The sequence below is a fragment of the Brotonthovivens ammoniilytica genome, from assembly GCF_025566885.1.
GTDB classification, from domain to species: Bacteria; Bacillota; Clostridia; order Lachnospirales; family Lachnospiraceae; genus Brotonthovivens; species Brotonthovivens ammoniilytica.
This window is the reverse complement of the sequence record NZ_JAOQJQ010000002.1, coordinates 23,766-38,457: the sequence shown is the minus strand read 5'-3', so window position 1 is coordinate 38,457 and position 14,692 is coordinate 23,766. Positions and strand designations below refer to the sequence as shown.

Sequence of the window (14,692 nt, the reverse complement as noted above, 5' to 3'; positions counted from 1 at the left end):
TGAAGGGATACAGCAGTTTCATCAAAGGCAGATACTTCATATTTATCTGCTCCCAGATACACCGTATCTCCCTCATGATAGAGGTAGCGGACAGGGTGAAGTTCCAGAAGTTCCTGGGAAAAGCGCCATGCATTGCTCCGGCTGTAAACGCTGACGGTCTGCCTCTGCACTTTCGTCAGAAAATCAAGCAGCTGCTGGACAGTGGCAGGCTCTGAAAGAAGCTGCTCCATCTGTTCGGCAGGAACATCGGCAAGATCGGCACGATCCACCTCTTTGAGCAGATCCTTTTCGTAATGATCCAGATCACGGATAAAATCAGACAGCCGCAAAGAAAGGGTATCTCTCTTATCCGCAGGCGGAAGGTCACGGTGGGCATCAATAAAACGCTGCCTTGCCATTTTCCGCTGTGCATCAATTTCATACTGGGGAGCTTCCACACTTTCCAGAAATTCAGGATAGTGGTCTTTTTCCTTGGCATTAAAATAGCGGTCATTTTGAATCAGTTCCCTGATCCGTTTTTCTACTTTTGACCACGAAAGTACAAGGTCGGGCTTTGTATAGGAACCATGCTTTTCAATTCCGATCCCTTTACTGTCATGCCATGTCCCGCCCTGTGTCCCATCGGGATAACTGTGCGTACCGCCGCCGGTGCCGTACTCATTTTTAAGAAAGGTAATGTTGGCTTTCTTATCCTCATGCTTCTGAAATTGACGGTAGATACGGTACTTGCCATTTTCAAAGCCGCTTCCTCTTACCAGGACAGAGTCAATATCTTCCTGTGAAACAGAAAAAGCAGAGGATTTTTCGTCCTCTGCTTCTGCAATCTGTTCGATTTGTTCCTCTACGGTAGGAAGATTGGCTGTGACTTCTTCTTCATTGGCTGTGCTTAACGGTAGATCAGTTCGTTCAGGATCAGTTCCTCCGCCTGGCTGCGAATGTTGTTCATCATTCCCACCCACTGCATCGGTGCTTTCTCTTTCAGTTCCTCCGTCACGCCCTGCTCGGCTGACAGCTGCTTCGTCAGAAGTTCCAGCCTCTGGATCGCTGTCTGTTCCGTCTGGTACAGATGCTCGTTCAGCCTGCCCTGTGTCAGAAGGTTGAGATAGGTCACTCTCTTGTGCTGCTCCAGATAATCCCGGTGCATCAATGCGTATCTGCCAAGCGGAAGTTCTGGCTCTGTCGGTAATGTCAGGTCGGGAATAAGATAATCCCCCTGACGGGTATATGTGATGTTCTCCATGATTATCGCTCCTTTCGGGTTGTTTTCTGCTTCTATCATACGAAGATTGTGTTTCCTGCGCAAAGGTGCGGGACTGTGTTTTTTCTGCCACCTGCACATCCCGGATCGTTTGTGAGATTTCCCGGAGTGCCATTTCCGCAATGTCACTTGTTGCAATGCCAAGGGCGTTAATAGTGGCAGGGGTATTAAAGTTCACAATGTCCTGAAAATCCTCACGTTCAAAGTATTCGCTCGTATCCAGACCACAGCGGCTGACCAGCATAAATGCCACACTGTTTACGGCCAGCCTCTGGTACATGACCTCAATATTCAAATCGTCCAGTTCTTCTAAGAAACTGTCCGCTGTCATATCTTTGAGCTGTGAAAGATAGTCCTGCAGATGATCTTCCACGGCATTTTTCGCTGTTTCCATCAGGGCAGAGGCAAGATCGGTACCTTCCAGTTCTCCAAACCTGTCAGAAAGCCGTTCCATCACAGGCTGCTCGTATCGGGTTTCCATCTGCCATATCGGAACAGGACGGCTGCCGTAATAACCTTCGTGTGTGTCTGACACATCAAAGTAATATTTCAGGGTATTCCTGCGGCCTTTGGGGTCAAATACCGCAATCCCTTTGCTGTCTTTATTTACCCAGCGCCGGAACTGTTTGTTCCAGGTTTCAAGTTGTGCCACGGCAACCGCATCCGGGCGCTGGGCAAAGATTAAGAGCTGTTCGTCAAAGCGGCATTTGTAATTCCGGCAGGCAGCGGCAAGAAAGTTCTGCCATGTCTGCGGGTTCTTGGCTACCGCAATTTCTGTGCGCCGATACAGCTCGGTAATCAGCTGATACTTTGCAGCCATTTCATTTCCACCTCCTTATTGATTTTCAGGATTATTCCTTGTCCTCTCCGTCAAAAAGGAAATCACCCTGTTTGCTTTTATGCTTTTCTGCAATTCATTGATGAGCGCAATATCCGCCACGGTAATGCCCTGGATAGAGAGAATATCATCCATCGTCATGGCGGAGATTGCTTTTTCATCGGTAAAACCAGCGTCCAGAATCTTATTGATGACTTTGACCGCTTTCTGGTTGATCGCCATTATCTATCCTCCTTATCGTTCCATTTCTTTCTGTTTTGCAGCTTTTACAGGCTGCGCTTTCTGAATGGTTTTCAAGGCATCCTTGGCCCATTGGGGCATACGCTCCGGCTTGATCTCACCAAGGACATCATACCGTTCCCAGCGGCTATGCTCGCCAGTAGCAAGGCAGGTACCAAAGACTGCCTGACCTCTGCCGCCGGTGGCACCGTTTCCGCCTTCCGCAAGTACAAGCTGGTAAGCAGCGTGCTGATATTCATATCGCTTCGGTTCTGCATTGATCACAACCACCTTGCCTACAATGCTTTTATTCCTCATGTCAGGGATACAGTCAGCGACTGTAAAGGGGGTAGGGTCAAACTTGAATTTTTCCTGTTCGGCTCGTGTCTGTTCGATCTGTGTCTGCACACGATCACAAAAAAGCTGCATAGCTTCCAGATAATCCTCTGTGCCTACGGCTTCTGTTGGCCATGGTGCAGAAAACGGATTATTGTAATCGCAGTAGCAGACTACATAGGGATGTTCCGCCCGTTTATCGACACAGAAAACAACTTCTTTCTTTCCGATGTGGATACTCTGTTCCACAGCATAGTTGCCGATCATCCTTTTCTCGTCATTCATCAGCATCATCCTTTCTTTGTTTTTTCCAGTTCTGCTCGTCTAAGATTTTTCGGATACAGACATCGCAGAAAATCATTGACCTGTCCTTATATCGGGGATAGGGGCAGGTCGTACAGTCATATTTCTTCTTTTTACCGTTCACGGTCATCACTGCTTTTCTGCTTTGGGGAAGAAGGGTTGTTGTAAGGCAGACGGCATTCCGTCTGATATCGCTCATTCAGTTTCTCCCTCGCCGCAGAAAGTTCATTGACATAGCAGCCCCAGAAATAATCCGTTCCGTTTTTGCAATACCAGCAGACATAAGGGTTCGGGGCTTTCGGGTTATGACCGATCACCAATTCCGTACTCCCGATAGTACAGCTTTCTATAATCTCATAACCGGCATTGATGCGCTTTTCTTCATTCATAGGCAGACCTCACGATTCTTTCGCATAGTTGCGATAGTCTTTTTCTCCTTTGGCCCGGACACGGCGCACATGGCTGTTGCCCGCAAGCTCCGGGTTCTTTGCCTGAAGTTTTCTCCGTATCCTGCATACGCTCTCAAAACTGGGTAAGCCAAGATATTTGTACTGGGTCATGACCTCAGCCAGAGGCATTGCCCCGGCACCTTTCAGATAGGCATTGCAAACCTTCAGGTAGAGCAGCATATCATCATCCCTGGTTTCCTCGTCTTTTTTCAGAATGGCTTTGATCTTGCCCTCGATGGTTTTCAGATTTTCCATTGAATACCTCCATAAAGGAAAGGGGCGGCATGTTTTGCCGCCCCTCCACGATCACTTCTTATTTCTGTGGCGGATGTTCAGCCAGATGGTTCCGCCTGCAATGAACACAACAAGTGCGATTGCAAGGATTGTTTTTACATCCATGCTTTAATCCTCCTTTTTCTTTTTATTCTTGAAGCCAACAAAACCTAAGACACCGGCACCAAGTACGGAAACCGCCGCCAGCCCGATCCAAAGAGCAGGATTGAAGTCATCGCCTGTTTTCGGTGTTTCTCTCAGTTCGTTGTGCATTTCTACGGTAGCTGTTTCATCCACCTTGATGGTTACCTGCTTGTCGGCAGGCAGGATATATCCAGAAGAAACACTGTCGCTGACCTCAGATACCGTGTATTCGCCAATTCGCAAACCTTCGATAAAGATCTCACCGTTTTTATCGGTCTTAAAAGTCTGGTCATATCCGTTTGTTCCTGTCACACGGAAAGAGAAGCCCTCTACCTTTTTGTCAGAAGAAGTTTTTACGATCTTCAGAGAGCCTTTCTGCGCTGCATTGATAAATCCAACACCCGCTTCATTTTCAACCGTATAGACCTTTCCATCTTCCTCAATGGACACCGGATAAACATTCTCATCAAGCAGGAATCCTTCGGGCGCTGTCTTTTCACGGACAAGATATTTTCCATAGCGAAGATCGTTCATCTGGTAAACACCATCGCCCAGTTCGCCCATTTCTCCCAGCAGTTCATCGCCGTCATCCAGTTTTCCGTCACCGTTTTTATCTGCAAAGACTTCAAAAACAGCACCGGTCAGCTTATTGTCAGGATAATCTTCATCCACCTTTGTCAGCTCGATGCTGCCGGTAATAAACTCATTGACCAGTTCAATTTCCACAACCTCGTCTACCTTGCTGATGGTTACAGGAATTTCTTCATCGGAGAGTACATAACCCGTCGGGCTTTCAATCTCACGGATGATCCAGTTTCCATATGGCACTTTAGCAAAAGAAAAACTACCGTCATCTTCCGATGTGGTAGTTGCAATCGCTGTTTCGGTTGTAAATTCCTCTGTACCGGTCTTAAAGATACCGATAAGCGCACCACCTAAAGCATTTCCATCCTCATCGGATTTCTTTCCACTGACAGCTCCATAGATCAGATCATTTTCAATGGCTTCGCCCTCATTGGCAGTAATGGAAACGACAGCGGTTTCCTGACCGGCGTACTCAAAGACAACCGGGTATTTGGTTTCATTTTTCAGATAGGCCGCATTGTTACTGATTTCCTGCACATAATAGCTGCCCATCGGCAGGTCGCTGACTGCCTTACCGTGTCCATTCTCATCAAGGGTAATCACCTCGATCAGACCGTCAGCCGGAATGGTCGTTCCATCAGCGGCGGTCAGTTCCTCGGCTGCATAAAGCCCAAAGGAAACATCAAAGATCTCGCCGTTGTTTCCAACTCCATAATCCTCATCGACTTCAAGGCTCTTGGTCAGGTCAATTTCAACTTTCTGCCTTTCGTTGTAGAAGCTGGTGGAAGTTTCTGTCACCGCTACTTCCTGACCGGCATAGACAAGCTCAACCGAGTGAATTTCTTCATTGAGAACCATGCCATACGGAGCCGTGATTTCCTTTACTTCATAGCTGCCCAGATACAGTTCCTTGCTGGTTGCCGTCCCGTCTGCACCTGTGGTAATGGTATCCACAACCTCGCCCTTAGAAGCCCGAAGGGTACCATCCAGCGTATAGATGTCCTCGGCTGCGGTGATCTCATATACCGCACCTTCCAGGCTGCCGACTGCAAAAACAGGCTGATACATTCCTCCGGCTTCCGTAACAGAGCTGAACATTTCGCCGGACTTGGAAACGGTAATGGTTCCTTTCTGGGCTACGTTTTCCCTTACCACCTCAATGACGGTAATGCCGCTTTCCTCAGAAGAATCCTCCTGTACCACATCGAAATAGACGGGTTCAGAGTTCAGAACATAGCCGTATGGAGCCTGTACTTCAACCAGGGAATATCCAGTTCCATACTCCAGTGTCTGCGGGGTGATCAGTTCGCCGTCTGCCGTAGTATAGAACGTGTCAATGGTTGTGACTTCCGGGTAAGTGAAAGTCATCGTTACCAGCTCGCCGTTCGGGTCATAGATCTGGAAACCGGCACCGGCATACGGGATGGTGTTGCCTGTTTCAGCGTCTTTCTTCACGATCTTGATATAACTTTCAAAGTTGGCATTGTTAATGAGATAGCGGTAAGTCTGTCCATCCGAATTGATAAACACATCAAACGGTTTCATCAGCTCACGGCCTTCCCAGCCGGATGTCTGTTTGACCGTATAGATCCCGTAGGGCAGGTCTTTTGTCTGAGCAAAACCATTCTCGTCACAAGTCAGAAGATCACGCTCACTGTCTTTGGCGTCGGCATAACTGTTTGCCGATTTCAAATAGACTTCAAATACTGCGCCTTCTTCGGGTGTTTCAATCTGGGTTTCTCCGTCATCGGTGTGTTTGATGATCGCAATCTTTCCCTTGATTACCTGTTCATTCACATCGTTGGCGGTGCTGTTCAGCTCTACGGTATAAAGCTCCGGCTCTGCCCCTACATGATGGATGGTTTCATCGAGCAGATAGCCTTCCGATGGGCTGATCTCACGGATACTCCAGTCATTGCCGCACACATAATAGTCTGTGGTAAACTGTCCGTTTCCGTCTGTGGTGTAAGTGTCAATCAGTTCCTCGCCCTTATAGATGCCATAAACTGCACCGGCAAGGGAAGCATCCCCCTGGGGTGTCCCGGTTTCAGCGTCTGTCTTTGTGACAGTTACATTGAATTTTTTGAGGATGTTGGTAAAGCTGCGCTCTGTGACCTTATTCCATTCCACCGGAGCGGTCTGGCTTGCCGGAACCACATAGCGGATGGCGGTATCTACTTCCTCAAGGACATACGGGGTATTGCCGCTGATCAGGATATTTTCAAACTTTGCCACACCCTCGGCATCGGTCACAGCATACTCATCTACCGGTAAGCCGCTTAATGATGTTCCGTAGAGGTGGAATGTCACGCCCTCAACCAGACTGTCCTCAGAAGTTTTTACAACCTCAAGGCTTCCTCTTTTCAGCGTATTGTTGAAGTTGACTGTGGTGGTCTTGCCGCCGATCAGCGTGATGGTCTGGGTTTCCTGCGGCTCATACTTATCAATGGACTGTTCCGTAATGGTGTAAGTGCCGGGGAACAATCCCTCCACAGTCAGATTACCGTTTTCGTCTGTGGTAACGGTTTTGTTGAAGTTCTCGCCCTTGATCGTAAAGGAAATCCCTGCAACGACGCCGTCCTCAGAAGTCTTTTTCAGTGCGATTGTACCGGTAGGTGTCTCCACATTCAGATATGCCTTTACTGCATCTGCATTTTCCACACCGGTCACAACATCCTGCAAACTGGGATCACCATAGGCGATCAGTTTTGCGCTGCTGCTGACCGTTGGCACATTGCTTCTTGTGGCAGTGATCCTTACAGAACCGTCAAAGGCTGTTTCGGATGTGATCGTCAGCTTGTTGCCGGATTTGGACACACTCACTTTACTGTCGGATGTGGCAAAGGAATAGTCAGCAAGGACACCATTGTTATCCGTCAGTGTCATGGTGTATTTCCCGTCCTGATAGGAAAGTTCCTTTGTGATGTCATCCGCACCACCCGACATAAAACTCGGAATGGTATTGTGTTTGGACAGCAGAGAAACGATCTGGTTATACACCTCGGCAGCACCGCTGTTTGGATAATTGGAACCAAAGTGCAGGCTGTACGCTTTCTGGCTTGTCTGCTGGTAAGCCCCTGTGGACTCACGGCATCCCGTCACAAATTCCCAGACAAGGGTCTGTGTGGCAAGCCATTTCTCATCATCACTTCCCGAAAGATGACTGCGGTTTCCCTGATAGCCATAGAGCAGGGCAAGTCCTACTGCTTTTTTCTGGCTGGAAGAAAGGGCATTCCATGTCTGGGAAGAATTTTTCTTGAGGGTATTGCCTGTTTTCAGCGGTACACCCGGCTGAATACAGAATGCATTATCACCGTCTACATACATACGGTACTTGTAACTGCCTGTTCCGCCTGCGGTATAACCGTCAAACACTGCACTGGAGTTATAGCGCATGGCATTTCCATTCCTGTCATAAGTGAAGTCAAAGGAAATCGTGCCAATATCTCCCGCAGCAAATGCTGTTGTCGCTGGCAGCACAGAGAAGGTTGTGACCGCAGCCATGACAAGGGCCGCAGCCTTTTTGAATAATTTGGGGAATTTCATACATTACCTCCTACTTTTTGTTTGTGAGTTTCTTTACTAACCGAAAAAAGCAGTCTATAACGACTGCCAATTTTTTTCTTTCGGATAGTTTTGGTAGTAATTAGGGGGTGAGGTGTGGAGAGGGGGAAAGCGAAAATATGGCTATCCACACCAACGGACAGACCTCGCCCTCGATGTGTGGCTATCGTTCCCGGTCTTTGTTTCGCTGCAGGTAGCGGTTGTAAAATTCCAGCGCCTTGACAACAAAATCCGATTCCCTGCCTCTGGGAACGCTCTTGGGAATGAGCTTGGTGATCCGTTCATCACGGAAAGCAGGTTTTTCCCTCTGGTTTGGCTTTTCTTCCTGCATGATCGACTGGATAACCTCATCTGTGAGTTTCCCGTCCTGCATGAACTTTTTCATTTTGATAGCCTGTGCAAGTGACGGGGTCGCATCGTTATACTGCATGGCTTCCAGAAGGGAATACTGCTGTTCATCGGACAGATAAGAGATTTCTACCGCCGGGCGAAAAGCAATCTGCCGTTCATCTACCATCTGCAAAATTTCAGGAACAAGCTCGGTCAAGCGGATATAGCGGAAAATCTGATTTTTACTTTCCCCAACCTTTTCGGCAAGTTCATCAGATGAAGTGGCAAACTCTAAATTATTTCCCACTGGGGAATAATTATCTTTTGTCGGTCTGCCTGCCTGACGCTTCATTGCTTCCAGACGCATTTTATAAGCAAAGGCTTTCTCACTTGGTAAGATCGTTGATCTTTGCAGATTGGACTCCACCATCACAATAATGGCTTCGTCACGGGTCAGCTCCTTCACCTCGCATTTCAGAGTTTCAAGCCCGGCAATCTCACATGCCTTTTTGCGCCTGTGGCCGCTGATAAGCTCATACCGCCCATCCTCTTTCAGCCGAACCGTTGCCGGGGTCATCACTCCATTTCTCTTGATGCTCTCAACAAGCTGTTCCATATCCTCATCCAGTAAAACTTTGAACGGATGATCTGGAAACTCGTCAATTTCCGCAATCGGAATGTCCCGTATCTTGCTCAGTTTTGCTTCCGCACGGCTTTCATCCGTCTGGAAAAGGTCATCGTATGCGGTCAGCTCGATTTTGTGTCCGTTGCTTCTCGCCAATTTCTGCCACCTCCTTTCCTAATTGTTCATAGGCAGCGGCTACCTTTCCGCTTTTGTCATAAGCAAAAATGCTCTTTCCCTCTGCGGTAGCTTCTACTGCACGAATAGAATGGGGGATTTCGGTATCAAAAACCTTGATCCTTTGCCCGTATGCACTTTTCACCGAAGCGGTTATTTCTTTTGAAATGTTGGTGCGGGGCATTACCATTGTCATCAGGATACCGTCTATCCGCAGTTTAGGATTGATCTGCCGCTTGACCATAGAAACTGAGCGAAGCAACAGCTCCAGACCTTTCGCAGAAAGATAGTGGGGCTGTGTTGGGATAACCACACTGTCAGCTGCCGCCAAAGCATTGATGGTAATCATGCCAAGAGAGGGCATACAGTCAATCAGTACATAGTCGTAATTCCTTTTGACCTCATTCACATAGGTTTTCAAAACACGCTCACGGCTCATGGCATTGATCAGCCTGACTTCAAAGCCAGACAGCTCAATATTGGACGGAAGCAGATCCACGCCCTCATTGTGATGCAGGATGCCTTGTGAAACATCAAAGGCTTTATCGTCGATAATACTTTGCATCACCGTGGAGAGGGTTATGGGAATGTCATCTGGTCTGCTGTACCCCAGAGCCATGGTTAAGTTGGCCTGTGCATCTGCATCAATCAGCAGGACTTTTTTTCCCTGCTTTGCCAGACTGACACCCAGGTTGACTGCTGTGGTTGTTTTGCCCACACCACCTTTTTGATTGGTCAGAGCAATCACTTTGCAATTTGACATAGGTGCGTCCTCCTTTCTTTTAGATTTAGCCGCTTTGTCAGGGCGGCTATGTAAAGTTCCCCAGAACGCAAAAAAGCCGACTGGCTTTTATACCAATCGGCTATGTAAACAATATTTAATTTTTAAGGTTTAACTTATATTTGCAAGGCTCAAAACCAATTCACTTTCTCATCTCTAAATTGGGGAATATCGCTTTCTTCGTATGGATTATAGTTATTTAGATTACATCCAAATTCTTTTAGTTCTTTTATTTTGTTGTCTTTTGTCCATACAACTAAAGAAATCCCATCAAACTCTTCAAAATTTCCAGTATTCATTTTATTTTTGAAATACCATTCCACAATGGTTTGGTTGTCCTTATGGAAAAATTGTTTAATATCCCATATAAGAACTTTTCCACGAGTATTCCATTCATTGAACCAGTGCTTTAACAGTTCTCTATTTTCGTATTTAGGCCCCCAGCTTTCAATATAGATGAGATCGTCTGTAAAGATATCATCAATTCCTAAATCTTGTTGATTAAGCCACATATCAAACCATAATCGAATAATCTTTTCTCTTTCATCCATATGATAGGAACCTCCAAATAAATATTCACTTCTTATTATATAACTTTTAGGAGTGCTTTCAACTGATTTTTAGCTTCTTAACTGGTGCATTGATTACCTTGAAAATTAGTTCATCCACGCAGTCCGTATATCTGCCTTGTTGGATCAACAGATTTTTCAATTCTACAAGACTTTGAAGCAAAAGGCTTCTATCATGGCTATCCACATAAACATGAAATGTTTTTTCTCTCATACGATGCACCTCCTTACAGCATCATTATACGAGAAGCGGTGTACCCCCTCAAATATGCCAGCAAAAGGACGGAATAAACTTCAAAAAAATGCCTTTTACTCGGTAACATTCGCCCATCCAATTAGCAAGGTTTTTTGCATGATTTTTCGGCAAATTAGCAGGAGAGGCAGTTTGATTAGCAAAAATCGAAAATTTTCTGCTAATCATTAGCAAGCTAATCGGTGACAAAAATCAATCGTTCGAGTTCACCATGGTCACTTCCGATTAGCAAAAATGCTTCCTGCTAATCGCTGTTTGTTATGTGTTCGATTTTTCTTGGGAAAAAGAAAACGCCGAAAACCTTGAAAAATCAACGTTTTCGGCGGAGTTTTTGGCGTCGCTAAGAGGATTTGAACCTCCGACCTACCGCTTAGGAGGCGGTCGCTCTATCCAGCTGAGCTATAGCGACATTTAGAAAATCTATATTTAATTTTACTTGTTACCTTTTTCCTTTTCCTCCGGGGTGTATGTTTCAACACTTTCTTAGGAGGGGCTTGTTATATCCATTTAACTATATGGGCATTTTTAAATCTATATCTATTATTTACTTATGAACTTTTCCTTTTACATTAAGAAAATATAATAATGTGCAGCTTATAAATTGTTTAATTATTAGTATGATTCAGAATTTTATTTAATAGGAATAGTTGATACATCCCTGCATCCATACTCTTCCCTTAAACCTGCGGCCAGCCTCCGGCTCTCCTAACAGATCTTTTTCATTGACACATATATCAAATATCATGTCATTACAATTTAATGTCATAATCCAAATGACCTCACCGGTATTATGATTCTGACTTTTCATGCAGTCTAGGATTTCTCCAATAATCATGTACTGATCGCTTTCAATCCCAAAAGGCATAAAACTTGTTTCAACAATGCTAAGTATATCTTCTTTAATAATGCGTCTGGACAAAGAAGTGTACATATCCATATCATGGAGTGTCAGATTCTCCATAGCTGCCTGGTTTCCTTCCCGGGCTTTAGAAATCAGATGTATTCTGTTTTCTGTGGATTTTTTTTTCTGTTCCTTAGAAGCTTCCGTTTTTTCTACAGGCAGTAATATTCGTCCTGTATAGGCCAGCCCCGCCAATGTCGCATTAATTCCGTTTTTATATTTACCAAATATCTGCTGTTCCTTCAATACCTCGGCAATATTCTGAACATAAAATATCAATGTGACACCTAACTTCATCTCATCACAGATTCCTGCATAAGATTCTTTTTCCGCATGCCGCTCTATCTCAATTTCTTCTTCTGTAGTAATTCCGGTTCCAATTAGATATGGATAGTAATGTTCCATACGAAACTCGTGATTATCTATAAAATCACCGCATACTGCAATTCCAAAATCTTCTCCAAATTCTTTTTTACACTCAATAAAACTGTTACCATTCTGATCCTTTTCCACTGACTGAGTATCAGGATGATTAATAACATCTTCTAGAATCTGGTATAAATCGGATTTCTTTTTTAAATTTCGAAATCCAATGGAACGTAAAAAACTGTGCACCATATATTTTTCCTTTTATTCTTCTTTGCAACTATTTTATTATATATAAATTACTTCTATTTGTAAACTGCCAATCTTACATATATTTTAAAAGATTATTCTTCGGAAGGATTCAGAGCCATTTCAAGTGCCTCTTTTTCTTCATCAGATAGTAAAATTACAGAATTTCCACTGATAATCTCTTTAATATATGTATAACATCCTTCTCTGCTGTGCATTGCGTTTATAATAAAACCATCATTTTTTCTATCTAATAAAGCCAGTGAGAAACTTAATTTTCCTCCCATTTCATTAAATGCATCATATTTTACCAAACCAACTTTTTGATAAGTGTTATCTAGGTGGTCTAGAACCATCTGGATATTTCTCTTATTTTCCTGATCTGAAATAAGGAGGTCCTCCATTTTTTCAAAAGTTTTATTTAATGATTCTTCTAAAGAAGCACCGTCTTTCCCTTCCATAAATGTTTTATAACTTTTTTTCAGTCTTTTCATTTTTATACCATTTGCAATATTGATAATAATTAAAATAAGCACCAGCGCTGCAAGCGCGATTACAAATATGTCGAGACTGATTCCTGTTAGCTCCTGTAAATCAAATAACATTTAGATTTCCTTTCTTCGAACGTATGTTTACTAATTTCTGTGAATTTCCTGCATCATATCCAATAAACGATCCAATTCATCCTGTGAATAATATTCTATTTCAATTTTTCCTTTATGATTTTTCTTAGGATGTATACTTACTTTTGTTCCCCAGATCTGTTTCATCTGTTCTTCAAGATTTTCGTATAAAAATTTTAAATTATTGTCTGGCTGTACTATTTCGGGATTTTCCTTTTCTCTTTGAAGTTTCTTTAACAGTCTTTCCGTTTCACGTACATTTAATCGCTCATCAAAAATTTTCTGTGCAATTGCATACTGTTCATCGGCATCCTCGATACTAATCAGTGGTCTTACGTGCCCCATGGTTAACTGTTCATCTATTATCATCTGCTGTACTCTATCACATAATTTCAAAAGTCTCATAGAATTTGTAATAGCAGATCTGCTTTTTGAAACTTTTTCTGCCACTTCATCCTGTTTTAAATTGAACTCTGTCAGCAGCCTTTTATAGGCCTGCGCTTCTTCAATTGGATTTAGATCTTCCCTCTGAATATTTTCTATGAGAGAAATTTCCATGATTTCCTGGTCTGATAAATCCTTTATAATAACAGGTACTTCTTTTAAACCTGCTAACTTTGCTGCTCTCCAACGTCTTTCACCTGCAATAATTTCATAATAATCCTCTCTTCTCTGGACAAGCAGGGGCTGAAGTACTCCATATTGTTTTAACGATTCTGCAAGTTCTAGCAATGCATCTTCATCAAATTTTTTTCTCGGCTGTTCTCTGTTAGGTTCTACTTTCGAAATTTTCACCATAAAATCAGGCTCTTTTTCTGTATTACTTTCATTATTTTCCGGTGAAGATTTAGGAGTTACCTTATTTGAAATCAAAGAATCCAGTCCTTTTCCAAGTCCGCTTTTTCTTGTAGCCATTTATTTAAAATCCTTTCTCGCAATTACTTCCTGTGCTAGTCCTCTGTAACTTTCAGCTCCGGCTGATTTGCTATCATAAAGATTAATAGGTAATCCATGACTGGGGGCCTCTGCAAGTCTTATATTTCTTGGAATAATTGTTTTATATATAGTAGTATCTAAATTGTTTTTTACATTTTCTACTACTTGTAAAGAAAGATTTGTTCTGGCATCATACATAGTAAATACGACACCTTCCATATTAAGATCTGGATTTAATCTTTGCTGCACAAGATCAATGGTATGCATCAGCTGGCTTAATCCTTCCAGGGCATAGTATTCACATTGAATTGGCACCAATACTGTATTTGCAGTTGTCATAGCATTTACTGTCAGCATACTTAATGAGGGAGGGCAATCTATAATTATATAATCATAATCATCCTGCACATAATCAATTTCATTTTTTAATATATATTCCTTCTCATTTATATCTAATAGTTCTATTTCAGCTCCAGCTAAATTTACATTTGAAGCAATTATATACAAATTTTCTATTTCAGACTTTGTAATACTTTCATTTACTGTACACTCTCCCAACATTAATTCATATACAGTATTATTCAATTCATTTTTATCCAGACCAAGACCACTAGTAGTATTTCCCTGTGGATCCATATCAATGGTTAATACCTTTTTTCCGGCCTCGGCCAGGCAGGCTGACAAATTAATAGCTGTAGTAGTTTTTCCAACACCACCTTTTTGATTTGCAACTGCAATAATTCTTCCCATATTATATTTCCTTTCTTAATCACTTCCTTTATTATATCACTAAGTAATTTTTCAATCTACCCAAAAATGTTTCACGTGAAACATTTTTTTTGATAGATTTACCTATTGTCATATTTAATATAGTTAATAATAAACTTATTATTTTAAAATTAATTTTTTATTATCT

Annotated in this window: 15 protein-coding genes and 1 tRNA gene; all 16 read right to left on the bottom strand. The window is 43.2% G+C overall.

Annotated elements, in window-relative coordinates; genetic code table 11:
- Positions 1-886: 886 nt before the first annotated feature.
- The gene (locus tag OCV88_RS16065) at positions 887-1,240 is read right to left on the bottom strand and encodes a TnpV protein (protein WP_262590728.1); all 354 of its coding nucleotides are present in this window, start codon (positions 1,238-1,240) and stop codon (positions 887-889) included.
- An 853-nt stretch (positions 1,241-2,093) separates the two neighbouring features.
- Positions 2,094-2,318, bottom strand: a complete 225-nt coding sequence (locus tag OCV88_RS04605; protein WP_003433202.1) for a hypothetical protein — start codon at positions 2,316-2,318, stop codon at positions 2,094-2,096.
- 12 nt (positions 2,319-2,330) lie between these two features.
- Positions 2,331-2,936, bottom strand: coding sequence for a hypothetical protein (locus tag OCV88_RS04600; RefSeq protein WP_008816811.1), 606 nt, complete (start codon positions 2,934-2,936; stop codon positions 2,331-2,333).
- Entirely contained in the window at positions 2,929-3,084 is a 156-nt protein-coding gene (locus tag OCV88_RS04595; RefSeq protein ID WP_176835240.1) for a hypothetical protein, read from the bottom strand. The genes OCV88_RS04600 and OCV88_RS04595 overlap by 8 nt, the downstream gene beginning before the upstream one ends.
- On the bottom strand, positions 3,068-3,343 hold the full coding sequence (locus OCV88_RS04590; protein ID WP_008816812.1) for a hypothetical protein: 276 nt from the start codon (positions 3,341-3,343) through the stop codon (positions 3,068-3,070). Before OCV88_RS04590 ends, OCV88_RS04595 begins: the two co-directional genes overlap by 17 nt.
- Before the next feature lie 9 nt (positions 3,344-3,352).
- Positions 3,353-3,658 (bottom strand): hypothetical protein, encoded by a 306-nt coding sequence (locus tag OCV88_RS04585; protein ID WP_008816813.1) that lies wholly within the window; start codon positions 3,656-3,658, stop codon positions 3,353-3,355.
- 147 nt (positions 3,659-3,805) lie between these two features.
- Positions 3,806-7,951 carry a SpaA isopeptide-forming pilin-related protein gene (locus OCV88_RS04580; RefSeq protein WP_008816815.1) on the bottom strand — a complete coding sequence of 1,382 codons (4,146 nt, stop codon included), beginning with the start codon at positions 7,949-7,951 and terminating at the stop codon, positions 3,806-3,808.
- 181 nt (positions 7,952-8,132) lie between these two features.
- Positions 8,133-9,080 carry a ParB/RepB/Spo0J family partition protein gene (locus OCV88_RS04575; protein WP_008816816.1) on the bottom strand — a complete coding sequence of 316 codons (948 nt, stop codon included), beginning with the start codon at positions 9,078-9,080 and terminating at the stop codon, positions 8,133-8,135.
- A complete protein-coding gene (locus OCV88_RS04570; RefSeq protein WP_008816817.1) occupies positions 9,034-9,861 on the bottom strand; it encodes a ParA family protein in 828 nt (275 codons plus the stop codon). Before OCV88_RS04570 ends, OCV88_RS04575 begins: the two co-directional genes overlap by 47 nt.
- Before the next feature lie 149 nt (positions 9,862-10,010).
- A complete protein-coding gene (locus OCV88_RS04565; protein WP_008727165.1) occupies positions 10,011-10,430 on the bottom strand; it encodes a nuclear transport factor 2 family protein in 420 nt (139 codons plus the stop codon).
- A 58-nt stretch (positions 10,431-10,488) separates the two neighbouring features.
- Positions 10,489-10,662, bottom strand: a complete 174-nt coding sequence (locus OCV88_RS04560; RefSeq protein ID WP_008727167.1) for a hypothetical protein — start codon at positions 10,660-10,662, stop codon at positions 10,489-10,491.
- A 371-nt stretch (positions 10,663-11,033) separates the two neighbouring features.
- Positions 11,034-11,110: transfer RNA gene (locus OCV88_RS04555), tRNA-Arg, on the bottom strand.
- Positions 11,111-11,335: 225 nt separating this feature from the next.
- On the bottom strand, positions 11,336-12,220 hold the full coding sequence (locus tag OCV88_RS04550) for a DUF3881 family protein (RefSeq protein WP_317258595.1): 885 nt from the start codon (positions 12,218-12,220) through the stop codon (positions 11,336-11,338).
- Positions 12,221-12,312: 92 nt separating this feature from the next.
- Positions 12,313-12,822, bottom strand: coding sequence for a DUF4446 family protein (locus tag OCV88_RS04545; RefSeq protein ID WP_158424443.1), 510 nt, complete (start codon positions 12,820-12,822; stop codon positions 12,313-12,315).
- Between the two features lie 30 nt (positions 12,823-12,852).
- On the bottom strand, positions 12,853-13,755 hold the full coding sequence (locus OCV88_RS04540; protein WP_158424442.1) for a ParB/RepB/Spo0J family partition protein: 903 nt from the start codon (positions 13,753-13,755) through the stop codon (positions 12,853-12,855).
- A complete protein-coding gene (locus OCV88_RS04535) occupies positions 13,756-14,526 on the bottom strand; it encodes a ParA family protein (RefSeq protein WP_158424441.1) in 771 nt (256 codons plus the stop codon).
- Between the last annotated feature and the right edge of the window lie 166 nt (positions 14,527-14,692).

Coding starts and splice junctions, on each gene's coding strand:
- OCV88_RS16065 (WP_262590728.1), bottom strand. CDS start 1,240: ATGGAGAACATCACATATACCCGTCAGGGGGATTATCTTATTCCCGAC.
- OCV88_RS04605 (WP_003433202.1), bottom strand. CDS start 2,318: ATGGCGATCAACCAGAAAGCGGTCAAAGTCATCAATAAGATTCTGGAC.
- OCV88_RS04600 (WP_008816811.1), bottom strand. CDS start 2,936: ATGAATGACGAGAAAAGGATGATCGGCAACTATGCTGTGGAACAGAGT.
- OCV88_RS04595 (WP_176835240.1), bottom strand. CDS start 3,084: ATGACCGTGAACGGTAAAAAGAAGAAATATGACTGTACGACCTGCCCC.
- OCV88_RS04590 (WP_008816812.1), bottom strand. CDS start 3,343: ATGAATGAAGAAAAGCGCATCAATGCCGGTTATGAGATTATAGAAAGC.
- OCV88_RS04585 (WP_008816813.1), bottom strand. CDS start 3,658: ATGGAAAATCTGAAAACCATCGAGGGCAAGATCAAAGCCATTCTGAAA.
- OCV88_RS04580 (WP_008816815.1), bottom strand. CDS start 7,951: ATGAAATTCCCCAAATTATTCAAAAAGGCTGCGGCCCTTGTCATGGCT.
- OCV88_RS04570 (WP_008816817.1), bottom strand. CDS start 9,861: ATGTCAAATTGCAAAGTGATTGCTCTGACCAATCAAAAAGGTGGTGTG.
- OCV88_RS04565 (WP_008727165.1), bottom strand. CDS start 10,430: ATGGATGAAAGAGAAAAGATTATTCGATTATGGTTTGATATGTGGCTT.
- OCV88_RS04560 (WP_008727167.1), bottom strand. CDS start 10,662: ATGAGAGAAAAAACATTTCATGTTTATGTGGATAGCCATGATAGAAGC.
- OCV88_RS04550 (WP_317258595.1), bottom strand. CDS start 12,220: ATGGTGCACAGTTTTTTACGTTCCATTGGATTTCGAAATTTAAAAAAG.
- OCV88_RS04545 (WP_158424443.1), bottom strand. CDS start 12,822: ATGTTATTTGATTTACAGGAGCTAACAGGAATCAGTCTCGACATATTT.
- OCV88_RS04540 (WP_158424442.1), bottom strand. CDS start 13,755: ATGGCTACAAGAAAAAGCGGACTTGGAAAAGGACTGGATTCTTTGATT.
- OCV88_RS04535 (WP_158424441.1), bottom strand. CDS start 14,526: ATGGGAAGAATTATTGCAGTTGCAAATCAAAAAGGTGGTGTTGGAAAA.